A 16,818-nucleotide genomic window follows, 5' to 3' on the forward strand; every position below is an offset into this window, starting at 1 on the left:
AGACAGGCCCTCAACCTAACTGGCCGGCGCTGCCGACGCGCGGCGGGGGTGCCGGAGTGTGACGAACGCATCGTCGAGGCTGTAGTTGTCGCGCAGAAATGCGAGTGGGGTGCTCGGTAACTACAGCCTCGCGTGATCTGCCCCGGCCTAACGCACCTGCGAGCGTCCCCGCTCGATCACCGAGGCGCGGCTGGCCGCGATGTCGTCACCGCTCGTCGAGCGCATCCACTGCCGCGCTGCCTCGGCCTCGGCCCACAGCGCCCCACCTGTCTGCAGTGCGTCGATGCGGTGATAGGAATCCAGCAGTGCGCGCACGGCCTTCTGGTTGTTGCCGACGATCGACGCGGCAACACGGCGCGCGGCGGTCAGCAGGTCGTCGTGGGCCACGACCTCGGTGACCAGACCGGCACGCAGCGCATCCTGTGCCGACAGGTAGTCGCCGGTCAGGCTCATGCGCCGGGCCAGACCCACTCCGACCTTCTGGGGCAACCGCACCGACAGCCCCCACGTCGGCATCAGGCCCACGCGCGCGTGGGTGTCGGCGAACTTCGCGTTCTCCGACGCGATGAGGATGTCGCAGTACAGCGCCAGCTCCAGGCCGCCGGTGACGGCCGCGCCGTTGATGGCCCCGATGACAGGTTTGGTCATGTCCGGCCACTTGGGGGAGATGTCGGGCAACTCGGTGGTGTCGCCGAGTTCTTTGAGATCCAGACCCGCGCAGAACACGGGGTCGGCGCCGGTGACGATCACGACGTCGACATCGTCGTCGTTCTGGGCATCGCTCAGCGCGCGGAAGAAAGTGGACCGCAGCTCCGCCGACAGCGCGTTGCGCGACTGCGGCCGGTTGAGCGTCAGCGTCCGCACGCGGTCGGTGGTGTCGACGAGGAGAACGGGGGAGTCAGCCATGCCGCTCACCGTAACCGGCGAACCCAACGCGCCTATCGTGGGTTCCATGTGCCGGAACATCACCGAACTGCGGGGCCTGGAGCCCGCCGCCACCGCAGAGGAAATCGAGGCCGCGGCACGTCAGTACGTGCGCAAGGTCAGCGGTATCACGCGCCCGACCGGTGACAACGTCGACGTGTTCGAAAGCGCGGTGGCCGAGGTCACCGCGACCACGACGCGGCTACTCGCGGGACTCGCGCCACGTCGTCAGCCACCGAAAACCGTTCCGCCGCTGCGTCGTCCCGAGGTTCGCGCGCGGATGGCCGCACGGTGAGCGCAACCACGGTGCACCGGACCGCGCTCAAGGAGTGGAGCGCGGCCATCCACGCGATGCTCGACGGCCGCCAGACCGTGTTGCTGCGCAAGGGCGGCATCCACGAGAAGCGGTTCGAGGTGGCCGCGGGTGACTTCCTGCTGTTCCCGACGGTCGCGCACAGCCATGCCGAACGTGTGCGTTCCGAGCACCGCGACCTGGTGGACGCCGCGGCGACCGACAGCACCGAGGACACACTGACCATCCGCGCGGCGGCCGAGGTGGTGGCGGCCGTGCCCGTCGAGCGGCCCGAGGCGATCGACGAGATCGTCGACCTGCACATCTGGACCGCCGAATCGGTGCGCGCCGACCGGTTGGACTTCCGCCCCAAACATCGGCTGACCGTGCTGGTGGTGCAGGTCAGCCCGCTGGCCGAGCCGGTGACGTTGGTGCGCACGCCCGACTACGGAGGCTGCAAGAGCTGGGTCGACCTGCCGGTGCGGGCCGAGACCGCGGCACCTGTGCACGACGCCGGGTACCTGCGTGACATCGCGGCGCGGGTGCGGCGTTCCGTGTCCTGAAACGGGCTTGACGCGGGAGTTCTCAGGTGCGCAGGCCCAGCGGCGGTGTCGGGCCGGCGGGCAGGATCAGCCGCGAGACGCCGCCGTCGCCGTGGTGCACCGAGTGTCGCGCCTGTTTGAGGCGCGAGCCCGACAGCTGAGGTTCACCGGTGCCCAGGTTGCGCGCGAACCGCGGGTGCGAACCGCCTGCCACCAGCAGTCGGATCCTTGTGCCTGCCGCGAAACGGTGTGCCACGGCGTCGAGTTCGAGCCGCACGGTCTCGGGTGTTCCGACCTGACCGGTGCGCCGGCGGAACGCGTCGGTGACGTTGCGGGACCGCCCCTTGGCGTCGACCTCGCTGATCCGGACGAACACGTCGTTGTGCGGGTTGTCGCAGCTGTGCACGAGTTCGACGAACGGATTGCCCACCACGTAGAGATCGGCGGGCAGGGGATCGCTCGTGAAGGTCACTACGTCGTCGCGCGCGGCGAGCTCGGAGTCGTCGCGGTAGCCGCCGTCCCGGGACAGCAGGCGCCCACCGATCGTGGGCGTGGGCCGCGCCGGGTGGTAGGTGAACGACGACGACGGCGTCGCCGTCGGCGACGGAGCGCTGTCGGTGAGCCGCCCGGCGGGCTGCGGGAACAGTTCGCGGTCGCGGCGCGTGGGCCAGTCGGCCGGCGGCCACTCGGGCAGGTCGATCCAGCCGTGGTGGTTGACGAAGATCCGGACATGATCGCGGGAATGGCTGCCGGATGCGCCCGCGAGGTGCGTGCCCAGCCAATCGAGGGACTCGCCGATCACCGTCGAGGCACCCTTGGTCATCATCTGCGTGTGGGTCCACGGCCCGACCGTCATGGCGACGGGCACGCCGCGCCGGTGCAGTTGCGTGTACTGCTCGAGCGTCTGGTCGAGGAACAGGTCCTGCCAGCCGCTGAGCAGCAGAATGGGCACCTCGACGCGTTCGAGGGCCTGGTCGAACCGCAGCCTTTCCCAGAACGGGTCGTCGCGATCGGGATGCTCGAGCCACGACTCGAACCAGGGTGCGCCCGCGCCGAGCAGTCGACGGCCGGACGGACCGACGGGGACCCCGGCGGCGGCCTTGGCGACCTCGGCAGGCGAGCGCAACTGGCGGACCAGCGCCCGCACCACACCGGGTTCTTCCTGACGGGCCACCATCGCGCTCCACCCGAGGAAATCGTTCAAGGTGAAGGATCCGGTGCCCCAAGCCGATTGGCTGAAGTCGTGCGGGCCGACGGTGATGACGGCGGCCTTCATCTCGGGTGGGGGATCCGCGAGCAGCGCCCACTGGGTGAAACCGAGGTAGGACAGGCCCACCGTGGCGAACGATCCGGTGAACCACGGTTGGGTGCGCAACCATGCGACGGTGTCGGCGCCGTCGTCCATCTCGTGGACCATCGGGGTGAACTCGCCGCCCGAGCCGAACGTGCCGCGCACGCTCTGCAGCACCACGTGGTAGCCGCGGGCGGCGTACACCTCGGCGAAGATCGCCGAGAACGGGAACCGGCGTCCGTACGGACCGCGCACCAGCAGTGTGCCCGCCGGGCGCGTCGTGAGCGGCTCGTAGTGGTCGGCGACCAGTTCGACACCGTCACGCATCGGCACGCGAAGTCCGTGGTGCACCGTGAAGTCGGTGCTGTGCGGTGGCAGGCCGAGCAGCTTCGCTGCGAACTTGCCGGTGTAACGGCGGATTCCAGGCACGGCACCGAGGGTACTGACAGCTGTCAGTACTTGTGATCAGAACTTGTAGTACGGCGCCAGCTCGTGGGCCCGCTGCAGGTTGGTCTGCAGGCAGTCCGGCTTGTCCGGGGAGTGGATCGGCGAGTAGAACAGCGACTGCTGGATCACGCCGTAGCTGGTGTCGAACGCGATCATGCAGGTCGTCCACCACCGGTCGTTCCAGTCGGTGGGCTTCATGACCCAGTACTGCGCTGCGCGGTGGCCGTCGACGTCGAGCTCGAGCGCGTCGGCCGGGATGGTCTGCTCGTAGGTGCGCCACACGAACGCCTCGACCGCCATCTGATAGTTGCCCGCGTCGTAATGACACCGCAGGCCGTCCTCGGGCATCGGCGGTGTCCACGCCAGGCCGATGCGCTCGATGACGTCGATGGGGATGTCGTTGCACGGATCGAACGGCTTGGGATCGGTGGTCTCGATCACCGGCCACTTGATCGTGGTCGACACGTTGGTCATCGGCAGGTCGGTGGCGTCCAGCCGCGGCGCGGCCGAACCCGTGCCGGCGACCGGATCGGTCTGCCACACCAGGATCACCGCCGCGACCAGCGCACACAGAGCCGACAGCAGGCGCACCCTGGCGGCCATTCACACCCCCTCGTAGTCGAGCGATTCGTTCCCCGGCTTGCGGGGAGTGTAGCGGTCCGCCACAGCAGACTCGACCATAAACGAGAACACGTTCTAGTTGCCAGCGTCCTGCCAGGTTTCCCGCCGCGCGCGCCCGGTTAGGCTGGACGGTTGTGGTGACTGACCATGATTCGAGGGATCGACAGCCGGTTCTCTGGGCGATCAGCGATCTGCACACCGGTCACACCGGCAACAAGCCGGTCACCGAGTCGCTGTACCCCGCGACGCCCGACGACTGGCTGATCGTCGCGGGCGACGTCGGCGAGCGCACCGACGAGATCCGATGGGCGCTCGACCTGCTGCGGAAGCGGTTCGCGAAGGTCATCTGGGTGCCGGGCAACCACGAACTGTGGACCACCAACAAGGACCCCATGCAGATCTTCGGCCGGGCCCGCTACGACTACCTGGTCGACATGTGCGATCAGATGGGCGTCGTCACGCCGGAGCACCCGTTCCCGGTGTGGACCGAGCAGGGCGGGCCGGCGACCATCGTGCCGATGTTCCTGCTGTACGACTACTCGTTCCTGCCCGAGGGCGCGTCGTCCAAGGCCGAGGGCCTCGCGATCGCCAAGGAACGCAACATCGTGGGCACCGACGAGTTCCTGCTGTCGTGCGAGCCGTACGCGACGCGCGACGCGTGGTGTCGCGACCGGGTGGCGCGCACCCGCAAGCGGCTCGAGGACCTCGACTGGATGACGCCGACGGTTCTGGTCAACCACTTCCCGATGGTCCGCGAACCCTGCGACGCGATGTTCTATCCGGAGTTCTCGCTGTGGTGCGGCACCACGGCCACCGCGGACTGGCACACGCGCTACAACGCGGTCTGCTCGGTCTACGGCCACCTGCACATCCCGCGCACCACGTGGTACGACGATGTCCGCTTCGAGGAGGTGTCGGTCGGCTATCCGCGGGAGTGGCGCCGCCGTAAGCCGTACCGCTGGCTGCGTCAGATCCTGCCCGACCCCAAGTACGCGCCTGGATACCTCAACGAGTTCGGCGGGCACTTCGAGATCACCCCGGAGATGCGGGCCAACGCACAACAGATGCAGGAGCGCATCAAATCCAGGCGAGGACTATGACGGACAGCCTGCTTTCCCTGGTTCTGCCGGACCGTGTCGCCTCGGCCGAGGTGTACGACGACCCGCCCGGCCTTTCGCCGCTGCCCGAAGAGGAGCCGTTGATCGCGCGGTCGGTGGCCAAGCGGCGCAACGAGTTCGTCACGGTGCGCTACTGCGCGCGTCAGGCCCTGGGCGAGCTCGGTGTCGGCCCGGTGCCGATCCTCAAGGGCGACAAGGGCGAGCCGTGCTGGCCCGATGGTGTGGTCGGAAGTCTGACCCACTGCCAGGGCTTCCGCGGCGCGGTGGTGGGACGCTCGACCGACGTGCGTTCGGTGGGCATCGACGCCGAACCGCACGATGTACTGCCCAACGGCGTCCTCGACGCGATCACGCTTCCCATCGAGCGCGCCGAGCTGCGCGGGTTGCCCGGTGACCTGCACTGGGATCGAATCCTGTTCTGTGCCAAGGAGGCGACGTACAAGGCGTGGTACCCGCTGACGCACCGGTGGCTGGGGTTCGAGGACGCCCACATCACGTTCGAGGTCGACGGCTCGGGAACCGCGGGATCGTTCCGATCCAGGATCCTCATCGACCCCGTGGCCGAACACGGGCCACCGCTCACCGCGCTCGACGGGCGATGGTCGGTGCGTGACGGGCTGGCCGTGACGGCGATCGTCCTGTGAGCGGTCAGGCGAGGAGCGGTGCAGAGCCCGGCCTGGTGATCGTCGACAAGCCTGCGGGGATGACGAGTCACGACGTCGTGGGGCGGTGCCGTCGGTTGTTCGGCACGCGCAAGGTAGGGCATGCGGGCACGCTCGATCCCATGGCGACCGGCGTGCTGGTGATCGGCATCGAACGCGCCACCAAGATCCTCGGACTGCTCACCGCGACCGACAAGTCGTACGCCGCGACCATCCGGCTGGGCCGCACGACCACCACCGAGGACGCCGAAGGTGAAGTGGTCGCCGATGTTCCGGCGCGCCACGTCACCGACGAGCAGATCCGCGCCGCCGTGGCCGACCTGAGCGGCGACATCGAGCAGGTGCCGTCGGCGGTCAGCGCCATCAAGGTGGGCGGACAACGCGCCTACAAGCTCGCGCGCGAGGGGCAGAGCGTCGAACTAGCCGCCAGGCCCGTGCGCATCGACCGGTTCGACGTGCTCGACATCCGGCGCCCGGACGATTTCCCCGACTTCGTCGACGTCGACGTCGAGGTGGACTGCTCGTCGGGCACCTACATCCGGGCGCTGGCCCGCGACGTCGGTGCGGCGCTCGGCGTGGGCGGGCACCTCACGGCGCTGCGCCGTACGCGCGTCGGCCGGTACGGCCTCGACGAGGCCCATACGCTCGACGAACTCGCCGAGCACCCGCAATTGAGCTACAGCCTGGACACCGCATGTCTGGTCGGCTTCCCGCGCCGGGACCTGAGTGCCGAGGAGACCGAGGACACCAGGCACGGCAGGCCGCTGCGGCCCGCAGGTATCGACGGCGTGTACGCCGCGACGGCACCCGACGGTCGTGTCATCGCACTGCTGCAGGACGGCGCCGGCCGCACCAGGAACGTCGTCGTATTGCGGCCGGCCACCCTGTAGCCCCACCCTGTAGCCCCACCCTGTAGCCGGGGTCAGATCTGGCTGTGGCGCGGCGGTTTCGTGCCCGACAGCGTGTAGCGGCCGATGTGGCGCAGTTTCCACCGGGTCGAATCATGCAGCGTGTGCGTGCGTGCGTCGCGCCAGTAACGGCTGAGATTGCCGCTCGCCGAGGCGCTTCGGGTGCCACCGAGTTCGAACAGCGCGCTCGACGCGTCCAGTGACGCCCGCACCGCGGCCACCTTGGCGACGGCCACCGCGATGGACGCCGTCGCGGCGGTCTCGTCGGTGAGGTCGGCTCGGGCCGCATCGACCTGGCGGGCCGCCTCGGCGAGCAGCGCCTGCGCGCTGCGCACCGTCACGGCCAGTTCGCCTGCGGCCTGCACGACCGTCGGGTCGTCGGCGACACTTGCCACCTTCGATTCGAAATGCGGCCGGGCCCTTGCCGCCTGGCGCACCCCCTCGTCGAGTGCCGCCGTCGCGATGCCGACGTCGATCGCGGTATGCAGCAACTGCGCGCGCGACCCGTACACCGTCGGTTCGGCGAAGATCGCGGTGAACGGCACGACGTGCGCGGCGGGCACCTGCACGTTGTCGAGCGTGACCGTGCCGGACGCCGTGGTCCGCTGACCCATGCCGTCCCAGTCGTCGACGATGGTGACCCCAGCGGCATCGCGCGGCACGAACGCCACGGCCTTCGGGGTCGACGCCGTCGGCACCGTCACCGACCCGTCGGACAACGACGCACGCACCAGGATCCAGTCGGCGAACAGCGCCCCGGTCGAGTAGAACTTGCGCCCGCTCAACACATATCCGTCACCGGCAGGCCGCAGCGTCGTGGTGTCCACATCGGTCGGGTGCGGGCCCCGTTCGGCCTGCGCGTTGGCGAACAGCGCGCCGTCGAGCACCAGGCCGTAGAAGAACGCACGCTGGGATTCGGTGCCCTGCAGCCGCAGCGCCTCGAGAAACGTGAAGTGCGAGTGCGGGATCTGGCCGATCGACGAGTCGCCGTGACTGAGCAGCCGGATCACCTCGGCGAGCACCGTCGAGGGCATGTCGATGCCGCCGTGGGCGACCGGCACGGTGATCGCGAGCAGACCGGATTCCTTGAGCGCGCGGATCTCGTCGTGCGGCAGACGCCGATCGGCGTCGCGGGCACCCGCGCCCTCGGCGAACACCGCCGACAACCGCGCCGCCTCGATCAGCGCGTCCTTGGCCGAACCGATCCGTGTGGCCGAAGTGGCCGTCATGATGTGCCCCCCGATCAGCGCGCAGCGCCGACGAACGGAATCGAGGCAGGCGCGCAGTCGAGCGCACCGGCGTCGAACAGGCCGCGCTTGCGCAGGATCGGAACAACGCCCTCGCCGAACCAGAACAGCTCCTCGAGGTGCGGGTAACCCGAGAAGATGAACTCGTCGATACCGATCTCAGCGTACTCGGCGATCCGGTCGGCGACCTCGGTGTGGCTGCCCACCAGCGCGGTGCCCGCACCGCCGCGCACCAGGCCGACACCGGCCCACAGGTTCGGTGCGATCTCCAGACTCCGTGCGTCGCTCCACGTTCCGTTGAGACGGTTGGCCTCGTGCAGCGCCAGCATGCGGCGCTGGCCCTCGGACTGGCTGCGGGCCAGGCCTTCCTGGGCCTTGCGCACGGTCTCCTCGTCGAGCGCGGCGACCAGCTTGTCGGCCTGCGCCCACGCCTCTTCGGAGGTGTCACGGGAGATGGTGTGCAACCGGATGCCGAAGCGCAGCTTGCGGCCCTGCTCCTCACCGAGTTTGCGGATCCACTCGATCTTCTCGCGCACGGCCTCCGGCGGTTCGCCCCAGGTGAGGTACACGTCGGAATGCCGCGCGGCGACCGGGCCCGCCGCGGCCGAGCTGCCGCCGAAGTACAACGGCGGCACCGGATTCGGGGGCGCGGCGAGCGACGCCTCCTCGACGTCGATGTACTTGCCGCGGTGGGTCACGGTCTCACCGGCCCACAACCGGCGCACGACGTCGAGGAATTCGTCGCAGCGCGCGTAGCGCTCCTCCTTGTCGAGGTGATCACCGAACGCGCGCTGCTCGTGGGCCTCGCCGCCGACGACGACGTTGAGCAGGATCCGGCCCGGCGCGTGCTTGGCGAACGTCGCGGCCATCTGCGCCGACAGCGTCGGGCTCACCAGGCCGGGACGGAAGGCCACGAGGAACGCCAGCGACGTGGTCTCGCGCGCCAGCAGCGCGGCGGTGACGAAGGCGTCCTCACACCAGGCGCCCGTGGGGATCAGTGCACCGGTGAAACCGAATCGCTCGGCCGCCCGGACGATCGACGCGAGGTAGTCGATGCTGGCCTCGCGATCGCCGCCGGCGGCGCCGAGGGGTGTGCCGTGGCCACCCCCGACGATGAGCCGGCTGTCGCCGTAGGTGGGCAGGAACCAGTGCAATGAGACAGTCACAAAGAAGTCATTGTGGTTCGGCGCCGCGTCTTACGCACTGGTAAAAATCGCCGTGATTCGAACGTCAGCTCGCGCCGACGACCCAGATGGCCTCGGCCGCGGGACTGCCCAGGTCGACCGTGGCCTCGGGATCACCCTCGGGCACGGCCGGGTCCTCGATGGCCACCGAGATGGTGCCCGCGAAATCACGGCGGGCCACCACCCGCAGGCGCGAATCGAGGCTGATGCCGACGCTGTCGAAGTAGCGCAGCATCTCCGGATCGGCGTCGGAGATGCGGGCCACCGTGCCGGCGTCGCCGTCCTGGCACACCGACAGCTGCCGGGCCGGCGGCGTGGGGACCTGACCGTCGGCGGCCGGGATCGGATCGCCGTGCGGGTCACGCGTGGGGTGGCCGAGCTTGGCGTCGATGCGGTCGAGCATGCGGTCGGACACCGCGTGCTCGAGGATCTCGGCCTCGTCGTGGACCTCGTCCCAGCCGTAGCCGAGTTCCTGCACCAGGAACGTCTCCATCAGCCGGTGCCGGCGGACCATTGCGAGCGCGGCGCGCCTGCCGGCGTCGGTCAGGGTGACCGCACCGTACTTCTCGTGGTGGACCAGACCCTGATCGGCGAGTTTGCGGATCGACTCCGATGCGGTCGACGCCGATACGCCGATGCGTTCGGCCAGCAGTTTCGTGCTGACCTTCTCGCGAGACCATTCCTGGGCTGTCCAGATCACTTTCAGATAATCCTGGGCAACCGACGAGAGGTCGCGATGGTCACCGTCTGGACTCACAGTATGGAAGTTTAGGCAATCATCATTTGATCTGGGGATCTAGAGCCGCCCGCCGCGCGGGCGGGTCGTAGGCTAACTGCTGTGCAACGCTGGCGTGGGCAAGACGAGATCCCCACGGACTGGGGCCGGTGCGTTCTGACCATCGGGGTGTTCGACGGCGTCCATCGTGGGCATGCGGAGCTGATCAACCACGCGGTCAAGGCGGGCCGGGCCCGTGGAGTCCCCGTGGTGCTGATGACGTTCGATCCCCATCCGATGGAGGTGGTGTTCCCGGGTAACCACCCGGCGCAGCTGACCACCCTGACCCGGCGCGCCGAGCTGGTCGAGGAACTCGGGATCGACGTGTTCCTGGTGATGCCGTTCACCTCCGACTTCATGAAGCTGACCCCTGAGCGCTACATCCACGAGCTGCTCGTCGAGCACCTGCACGTCGTCGAGGTGGTCGTGGGGGAGAACTTCACGTTCGGCAAGAAGGCCGCGGGCAACGTCGACATGCTGCGCAAGGCCGGTGAGCGCTTCGGGTTCGCCGTCGAGGCGATGTCGCTGGTCGCCGAGCATCACCGCAACGAGACGGTGACGTTCTCGTCGACCTACATCCGGGCCTGCGTCGACGCGGGCGACATGGTCGCCGCGGCCGAGGCGCTGGGCCGTCCCCACCGCGTCGAGGGGGTCGTGGTGCGCGGCGACGGCCGTGGCCGGGTGCTCGGGTTCCCGACGGCCAACGTGGCACCGCCCATGTACTCGGCGATCCCCGCCGACGGCGTCTACGCGGCCTGGTTCACGGTGCTCGGCCAGGGACCGCAGGTGGGAACCGTCGTGCCGGGGGAGCGGTATCAGGCCGCGGTGTCGGTGGGGACCAATCCGACGTTCTCGGGCCGCACCCGCACGGTCGAGGCGTTCGTGCTCGACACGTCTGCCGACCTGTACGGACAGCACGTCGCGGTCGACTTCGTGTCCCGCATCCGCGGCCAGGAGAAGTTCGATTCGGTCGACGACCTCGTGGTCGCGATGGAACGTGACGTCGAGCGCGCCCGCACGATCCTGCGCGATTCTGTCTAGCGGCTGCGGCGCTGCTACACTTCTCGGCGATCCGGCGCATGCTGCAGGCCGCGGTGGCTGTGTCGAGAATTTGTTCGCGGACCGATTGATGGAGTTGTCTCGTGGCGCTTACCGCCGAGCAGAAAAAAGAGATCCTGGGCCAGTACGGCCTGCACGACACCGATACCGGCTCCCCGGAGGCGCAGGTCGCGCTGCTGACCAAGCGCATCCAGGACCTCACCGAACACCTCAAGGTGCACAAGCACGATCACCACTCGCGGCGCGGTCTGCTGCTGCTCGTGGGTCGTCGCCGTCGCCTGCTGAAGTACGTCGCGCAGGTCGACGTCGCCCGCTACCGCTCGCTCATCGAGCGCCTCGGGCTGCGTCGCTGACGCGGTCCTAGGTGGGAACCACATCCGCGGCCGTCCTCGGGGCGGCCGCTGTTCTTTCTTTCGTGGGGTTGACCGGGTGCGCATCCTCCGCGGCGTCTGCGGACATGCAGGCGGGGGACTGCCTGGAACTCGGTGGCACCTTCGACCAACCCGAGGCCACCAGGGCTGAGTGCGGCAGCAAGAAGTCCAACTACAAGGTGGTCCCGACAGTCGCCGACAGCGCCCGGTGTCCCGCCGACGTGGACTCCTATTACACGCTGAGCAGCCGGTTCAGCGGTGAGACGCACACCGTGTGCATGGATATCGACTGGGTCGTCGGCGGATGCATGAACGTCGACCCGGAGAACAACACCGACCCCTACCGGGTCGACTGCTCCGATACCGGTGCGCCGCACCGGCAACGGGTCACAGAGGTCCTGGAGGGCATCTCCAACCCCGACCAGTGTGCGACCGGTCTGGGCTACGCGTACGACGAGCGACAGTTCACGGTTTGCGTCGAGAATGTCCGCTGAGCGCGGGCCCAACCAGCGCCAATGACTGCTGCAGTGGCGTTCAGGCTGTTGCTGCCGTGTAACATGAGGGCGTTCGATGGCCGAAGTCTGCTCAGTGGGCGCTCGTTGGTCGTACGAACGTCAGGTGCGACACCCGCGATCCGTGGGTGACGTTCCTGCGAGTCACGTCAGGGCCAGCCTGATCGGGCGGTCTTCGGTAGTGGCTGCCGGGAATCCAAACAGGTTTATCCCGACAGCTTCGATCGACGGCCGTAGCCGTTCAAGAGCAGTGGCTTTCTGAGCGTGACGACGCGAAAAAGATGTTGAATTGAAAGAGGCCACTGGACTAAATGTCTGTAGTCGAACTTGAAGACGGTGTGTACGAATCGACCGCTGTCATCGACAACGGGAGCTTCGGCACCCGCACCATCCGTTTCGAGACCGGGCGCCTCGCCCAGCAGGCCGCCGGCTCCGCCGTCGCCTACCTCGATGACGAGACCATGCTGCTGAGCGCGACGACCGCCAGCAAGAACCCCAAGGATCACTTCGACTTCTTCCCGCTCACGGTGGACGTCGAGGAGCGCATGTACGCCGCGGGTCGCATCCCCGGTTCGTTCTTCCGTCGTGAGGGCCGTCCCTCCACCGACGCGATCCTGACCTGCCGTCTGATCGACCGTCCGCTGCGCCCGTCGTTCGTCGACGGTCTGCGCAACGAGATCCAGGTCGTCGTGACCGTGATGAGCCTGGATCCCAAGGATCTGTACGACGTGCTCGCGATCAACGCCGCCTCGATGTCGACGCAGCTCGCCGGTCTGCCCTTCTCGGGCCCCGTCGGCGGCGCCCGCATCGCCCTGATCGACGGCACCTGGGTCGCGTTCCCGACCGTCGAGCAGCTCGAGCGCGCCGTGTTCGACATGGTGGTCGCCGGGCGGATTGTCGGAGACGGCGACAGTGCCGATGTGGCGATCATGATGGTCGAGGCCGAGGCCACCGAGAACGTCGTCGAGCTCGTCGCGGGCGGCGCGCAGGCGCCCACCGAGGCCGTCGTGGCCGAGGGCCTCGAGGCCGCCAAGCCGTTCATCAAGGCGCTGTGCGCCGCGCAGCAGGAACTGGCCGATCGCGCCGCCAAGCCGGCCGGCGAGTACCCGGTGTTCCCCGACTACGAGGCCGACGTGTACGACGCGGTGGCCTCGGTGGCCACCGAGGCGCTGGCGGAGGCCCTGACCATCGCGGGCAAGACCGAGCGCAACGACCGCACCGACGAGATCAAGGTCGAGGTGCTCGAGCGTCTCGCCGAGCCCTACGCCGGGCGTGAGAAGGAGATCGGCGCTGCATTCCGCTCGCTGACCAAAAAGCTTGTGCGCCAGCGCATCTTGACCGATCACTTCCGCATCGACGGCCGTGGCATCACCGACATCCGTGCGCTTTCCGCCGAGGTCGCGGTGATCCCGCGGGCGCACGGCAGCGCGCTGTTCGAGCGCGGCGAGACCCAGATCCTGGGTGTCACCACGCTGGACATGATCAAGATGGCCCAGCAGATCGACTCGCTGGGGCCGGAGAACACCAAGCGTTACATGCACCACTACAACTTCCCGCCGTACTCGACCGGTGAGACCGGCCGCGTGGGCTCGCCGAAGCGTCGCGAGATCGGCCACGGCGCGCTGGCCGAGCGGGCGCTGGTGCCGGTGCTGCCGAGCATCGAAGAGTTCCCGTACGCCATCCGCCAGGTGTCCGAGGCGCTGGGCTCCAACGGCTCGACCTCGATGGGTTCGGTGTGCGCCTCGACGCTCGCCCTGCTCAACGCGGGTGTGCCGCTGAAGGCTCCGGTTGCCGGCATCGCCATGGGTCTGGTGTCCGACGACGTCGACGTTGACGGCAAGGTCGAGAAGCGTTACGTCGCCCTCACCGACATCCTCGGTGCCGAGGACGCCTTCGGTGACATGGACTTCAAGGTCGCCGGGACCAAGGACTTCGTGACCGCGCTGCAGCTCGACACCAAGCTCGACGGCATCCCCTCGCAGGTGCTCGCCGGTGCGTTGAGCCAGGCCAAGGATGCGCGCCTGACCATCCTGGACGTGATGGCCGAGGCCATCGATCGTCCGGACGAGATGAGCCCGTATGCACCGCGGATCACCACCATCAAGGTGCCCGTGGACAAGATCGGCGAGGTCATCGGCCCCAAGGGCAAGATGATCAACTCGATCACCGAGGAGACCGGCGCCCAGATCTCGATCGAGGACGACGGCACGGTATTCGTCGGTGCCGCCGACGGGTTGTCGGCGCAGGCCGCGATCGACAAGATCAACGCGATCGCCAACCCGCAGCTGCCCAAGGTCGGCGAGCGGTTCCTCGGCACGGTCGTCAAGACCACCGATTTCGGTGCGTTCGTGTCGCTGCTTCCGGGCCGTGACGGGCTGGTGCACATCAGCAAGCTCGGCAAGGGCAAGCGCATCGCCAAGGTCGAAGACGTGGTGAAGGTCGGTGACAAGCTCCGCGTGGAGATCGCCGACATCGACAACCGCGGCAAGATCTCGCTGGTGCTGGTTGCCGAGGAGTCGGCGGAATCCGCCGAGTCGGCCGGTGACAAGGGTGCCGAGAAGGCCGAGGGCGCTGCCGCCGATGTCACGCCGGCCGAGGCCTGATCAGGCGTCATCGGCTTCATCGTTGACCGAGACCAGACTGGAAACGTCGCAGGTCCGCCGGACCACGCTGCCCGGCGGACTTCGCGTCGTCACCGAATATCTCCCGTACGTGCGCTCGGCGTCGGTGGGGGTGTGGGTTGGTGTCGGTTCCCGTGACGAGGGACGCAGCGTCGCGGGCGCCGCGCACTTCCTGGAGCACCTGCTGTTCAAGTCGACGCCGACCCGCACGGCCGTGGACATCGCCCAGACGGTCGACGCGGTCGGCGGTGAGCTGAACGCGTTCACCGCGCGTGAGCACACGTGCTACTACGCGCATGTGCTGGATTCCGATCTGGAACTCGCGGTCGACCTCGTGGCCGATGTGGTGCTGCGTGGCCGCTGCGCGGCCGAGGACGTCGAGGTCGAGCGCGACGTGGTGCTCGAGGAAATCGCGATGCGCGACGACGACCCCGAGGACACCCTCGGCGACGTCTTCCTCTCTGCGATGTTCGGTGACCATCCCGTCGGCAGGCCCGTGATCGGCAGTATCGAGTCCATCTCGGAAATGACTCGGGCCCAACTGCATTCGTTCCACGTCCGGCGCTACACGCCGGACCGCATGGTGCTCGCGGTGGCAGGCAACGTCGACCACGACGAGGTCGTCGCCCTGGCCCGTGAACATTTCGGCAGGCGATTGGTCCAGGGACGCGACGCCGTGCCGCCCCGCAAGGGCAGCGGCCGGGTGCCGGGCCGGCCGTCGCTGCGCGTCGTCGAACGCGACGGCGAGCAGACCCACGTGTCGCTCGGGGTCCGCACACCGGGCCGGCACTGGGAACACCGTTGGGCGCTCTCGGTTCTCAACACCGCACTCGGTGGGGGACTGAGTTCGCGTCTGTTCCAGGAGATCCGCGAGACCCGCGGACTGGCGTACTCGGTGTACTCCACCGTCGACACCTTCTCCGACAGCGGTGCGCTGTCGATATACGCCGGATGCCTGCCGGAGCGGTTCGAGGAGGTCGTGCGGGTGACCACCGACGTTTTGGAAACCGTTGCCCGTGACGGCATCAGCGAGAACGAGTGCCGGATCGCCAAGGGTTCGCTGCGCGGCGGTCTGGTGCTCGGCCTTGAGGATTCCGCGTCGCGCATGCACCGGATCGGCCGCGCAGAACTGAACTACGGCGAGCACCGCAGCATCGAGCAGACGCTCGCGCAGATCGATGCGGTGACCCTCGACGAGGTCAACGCGGTGGCGCGGCAACTGCTGACGCGCGACTACGGCGCTGCCGTGCTCGGCCCCGACACGGCGAAAGTGGCGCTGCCGCAACGTCTTCAGGATATTGCCAGCTGATCCGCTAGATTGGGTCGGATGATGAATCTCTCACGACGCAGTGTGTTGATCGGATCCCTGGCAGTGATGGCGGCCGCCGGTGTGCGTATGCCGACGGCTTCCGCCGCTCCCGTCGACGACCGGATCGCCGATCTCGAACGACGGAACAACGCATCCATCGGCATCTACGCCGTCGACCTCGATTCGAACCGTACGGTCGCGCACCGCGCCGACGACTCGTTCGCGATGTGCTCGACGTTCAAGGCCTACCTCGCGGCCCGGATCCTGCGGGGCGCCGAGCGCGGCGAGTTGTCGCTGGACGATCGTGTCTTCGTGGATCCCGCGGCGCTGCTGAGCAACTCGCCGATCACCGAGACACACGCAGGCGGCGAGATGACGCTGGCCGAGTTGTGCCAGGCGGCACTGCAGCGCAGCGACAACGCCGCGGCCAACCTGTTGCTCAAGCAGATCGGCGGGCCGGCCGAGATCACCGCGTTCGCGCGGTCGATCGGCGACCAGCGCACACGCCTGGACCGCTGGGAGACCGAACTGAACTCGGCGGTGCCCGGCGATCCGCGTGACACCAGCACCCCGGCCGCGCTGGCCGGTGGTTTCCGCGCCGTGCTGACCGGCGACGTGCTGGCCCCGCCGCAGCGTCAATTGCTCGACGAGTGGATGCGGGCCAACGAGACCTCCAGCCTGCGTGCGGGTTTGCCGGACGGCTGGACCAGTGCCGACAAGACCGGCAGCGGCGACTACGGATCCACCAACGATGTGGGTATCGCCTACGGCCCGCAGGGGCAGCGCATCCTGCTGGCGTTGATGGTGCGGACGCGCGGCGACGATCCGAACGCGGACGGGTTCCGGCCCCTCATCGGGGAACTCACCGCGCTGGTGCTGCCCGAACTCGGCGTGCACTGACGAAAATCGCCCGGCCGGAACGGTTCCGGCCGGGC

General features: G+C 68.3%; 17 protein-coding genes. 11 read left to right on the forward strand and 6 right to left on the reverse strand.

Translation table 11 applies throughout. The features are described 5' to 3' along the window. Window positions 1–147: 147 nt before the first annotated feature. Window positions 148–906 carry an enoyl-CoA hydratase gene (locus AT701_RS13310; protein WP_003894024.1) on the reverse strand — a complete coding sequence of 253 codons (759 nt, stop codon included), beginning with the start codon at window positions 904–906 and terminating at the stop codon, window positions 148–150. A gap of 46 nt (window positions 907–952) precedes the next feature. On the opposite strand from AT701_RS13310, the gene AT701_RS13315 reads away from it, so the two are divergent. After that, window positions 953–1,219 carry a DUF2277 domain-containing protein gene (locus tag AT701_RS13315; protein WP_029104099.1) on the forward strand — a complete coding sequence of 89 codons (267 nt, stop codon included), beginning with the start codon at window positions 953–955 and terminating at the stop codon, window positions 1,217–1,219. Between the two features lie 56 nt (window positions 1,220–1,275). Further along, window positions 1,276–1,779: a DUF1802 family protein gene (locus AT701_RS13320; RefSeq protein WP_042510638.1), complete on the forward strand. Its 504-nt coding sequence runs from the start codon at window positions 1,276–1,278 to the stop codon at window positions 1,777–1,779. A gap of 22 nt (window positions 1,780–1,801) precedes the next feature. Here AT701_RS13320 and AT701_RS13325 read toward each other — a convergent pair whose 3' ends face one another. Then, window positions 1,802–3,505, reverse strand: coding sequence for a CocE/NonD family hydrolase (locus AT701_RS13325; protein WP_413232171.1), 1,704 nt, complete (start codon window positions 3,503–3,505; stop codon window positions 1,802–1,804). Between the two features lie 9 nt (window positions 3,506–3,514). Further along, a complete protein-coding gene (locus AT701_RS13330; RefSeq protein WP_058125991.1) occupies window positions 3,515–4,099 on the reverse strand; it encodes a DUF3558 domain-containing protein in 585 nt (194 codons plus the stop codon). A 152-nt stretch (window positions 4,100–4,251) separates the two neighbouring features. On the opposite strand from AT701_RS13330, the gene pptH reads away from it, so the two are divergent. Genes pptH through truB form a run of 3 tightly spaced genes read left to right on the forward strand, consistent with a single transcriptional unit; the run spans window position 4,252 to window position 6,787 of the window. Then, entirely contained in the window at window positions 4,252–5,217 is a 966-nt protein-coding gene (gene pptH, locus AT701_RS13335) for an ACP phosphodiesterase PptH (protein ID WP_058125992.1), read from the forward strand. Then, window positions 5,214–5,879 carry a 4'-phosphopantetheinyl transferase PptT gene (gene pptT, locus AT701_RS13340; protein ID WP_011728500.1) on the forward strand — a complete coding sequence of 222 codons (666 nt, stop codon included), beginning with the start codon at window positions 5,214–5,216 and terminating at the stop codon, window positions 5,877–5,879. The genes pptH and pptT overlap by 4 nt, the downstream gene beginning before the upstream one ends. A 59-nt stretch (window positions 5,880–5,938) precedes the next feature. Then, the gene (gene truB / locus AT701_RS13345) at window positions 5,939–6,787 is read left to right on the forward strand and encodes a tRNA pseudouridine(55) synthase TruB (protein WP_233032050.1); all 849 of its coding nucleotides are present in this window, start codon (window positions 5,939–5,941) and stop codon (window positions 6,785–6,787) included. Window positions 6,788–6,819: 32 nt separating this feature from the next. Here the strand turns inward: truB and AT701_RS13350 are convergent, their stop codons facing one another. From AT701_RS13350 to mntR, 3 genes are all read right to left on the reverse strand, one after another. Then, on the reverse strand, window positions 6,820–8,034 hold the full coding sequence (locus AT701_RS13350) for an SfnB family sulfur acquisition oxidoreductase (protein ID WP_058125994.1): 1,215 nt from the start codon (window positions 8,032–8,034) through the stop codon (window positions 6,820–6,822). 14 nt (window positions 8,035–8,048) lie between these two features. After that, window positions 8,049–9,218: an LLM class flavin-dependent oxidoreductase gene (locus tag AT701_RS13355; RefSeq protein WP_014877454.1), complete on the reverse strand. Its 1,170-nt coding sequence runs from the start codon at window positions 9,216–9,218 to the stop codon at window positions 8,049–8,051. Between the two features lie 64 nt (window positions 9,219–9,282). Beyond that, a complete protein-coding gene (gene mntR / locus AT701_RS13360; protein ID WP_011728504.1) occupies window positions 9,283–9,993 on the reverse strand; it encodes a manganese-binding transcriptional regulator MntR in 711 nt (236 codons plus the stop codon). A gap of 81 nt (window positions 9,994–10,074) precedes the next feature. Here mntR and AT701_RS13365 point away from each other — a divergent pair, with 81 nt between their 5' ends. From AT701_RS13365 to bla, 6 genes are all read left to right on the forward strand, one after another. Then, a complete protein-coding gene (locus AT701_RS13365; RefSeq protein WP_003894035.1) occupies window positions 10,075–11,052 on the forward strand; it encodes a bifunctional riboflavin kinase/FAD synthetase in 978 nt (325 codons plus the stop codon). A gap of 101 nt (window positions 11,053–11,153) precedes the next feature. Then, window positions 11,154–11,423, forward strand: coding sequence for a 30S ribosomal protein S15 (gene rpsO / locus AT701_RS13370; RefSeq protein WP_003894036.1), 270 nt, complete (start codon window positions 11,154–11,156; stop codon window positions 11,421–11,423). A gap of 11 nt (window positions 11,424–11,434) precedes the next feature. Continuing rightward, entirely contained in the window at window positions 11,435–11,935 is a 501-nt protein-coding gene (lppU, locus tag AT701_RS13375) for an LppU family putative lipoprotein (RefSeq protein WP_430929664.1), read from the forward strand. 329 nt (window positions 11,936–12,264) lie between these two features. Beyond that, complete coding sequence (locus tag AT701_RS13380) at window positions 12,265–14,556, forward strand: polyribonucleotide nucleotidyltransferase (protein WP_011728507.1); 2,292 nt, start codon at window positions 12,265–12,267, stop codon at window positions 14,554–14,556. Next, window positions 14,534–15,883 (forward strand): M16 family metallopeptidase, encoded by a 1,350-nt coding sequence (locus AT701_RS13385; RefSeq protein ID WP_042510573.1) that lies wholly within the window; start codon window positions 14,534–14,536, stop codon window positions 15,881–15,883. The genes AT701_RS13380 and AT701_RS13385 overlap by 23 nt, the downstream gene beginning before the upstream one ends. Before the next feature lie 18 nt (window positions 15,884–15,901). Beyond that, window positions 15,902–16,783 carry a class A beta-lactamase gene (gene bla / locus AT701_RS13390; protein WP_058125996.1) on the forward strand — a complete coding sequence of 294 codons (882 nt, stop codon included), beginning with the start codon at window positions 15,902–15,904 and terminating at the stop codon, window positions 16,781–16,783. Window positions 16,784–16,818 lie beyond the last annotated feature (35 nt).

Origin of the sequence: Mycolicibacterium smegmatis (genome assembly GCF_001457595.1) — a bacterium.
Classification (GTDB): domain Bacteria; phylum Actinomycetota; class Actinomycetes; order Mycobacteriales; family Mycobacteriaceae; genus Mycobacterium; species Mycobacterium smegmatis.

What these genes read in the sequence shown, in the direction of transcription:
- AT701_RS13310 (WP_003894024.1), bottom strand. Translation starts at nt 906, where the DNA reads ATGGCTGACTCCCCCGTTCTCCTCGTCGACACCACCGACCGCGTGCGG.
- AT701_RS13315 (WP_029104099.1), top strand. Translation starts at nt 953, where the DNA reads ATGTGCCGGAACATCACCGAACTGCGGGGCCTGGAGCCCGCCGCCACC.
- AT701_RS13320 (WP_042510638.1), top strand. Translation starts at nt 1,276, where the DNA reads ATGCTCGACGGCCGCCAGACCGTGTTGCTGCGCAAGGGCGGCATCCAC.
- AT701_RS13330 (WP_058125991.1), bottom strand. Translation starts at nt 4,099, where the DNA reads ATGGCCGCCAGGGTGCGCCTGCTGTCGGCTCTGTGTGCGCTGGTCGCG.
- pptT (WP_011728500.1), top strand. Translation starts at nt 5,214, where the DNA reads ATGACGGACAGCCTGCTTTCCCTGGTTCTGCCGGACCGTGTCGCCTCG.
- truB (WP_233032050.1), top strand. Translation starts at nt 5,939, where the DNA reads ATGACGAGTCACGACGTCGTGGGGCGGTGCCGTCGGTTGTTCGGCACG.
- AT701_RS13350 (WP_058125994.1), bottom strand. Translation starts at nt 8,034, where the DNA reads ATGACGGCCACTTCGGCCACACGGATCGGTTCGGCCAAGGACGCGCTG.
- AT701_RS13380 (WP_011728507.1), top strand. Translation starts at nt 12,265, where the DNA reads ATGTCTGTAGTCGAACTTGAAGACGGTGTGTACGAATCGACCGCTGTC.
- AT701_RS13385 (WP_042510573.1), top strand. Translation starts at nt 14,534, where the DNA reads ATGTCACGCCGGCCGAGGCCTGATCAGGCGTCATCGGCTTCATCGTTG.
- bla (WP_058125996.1), top strand. Translation starts at nt 15,902, where the DNA reads ATGATGAATCTCTCACGACGCAGTGTGTTGATCGGATCCCTGGCAGTG.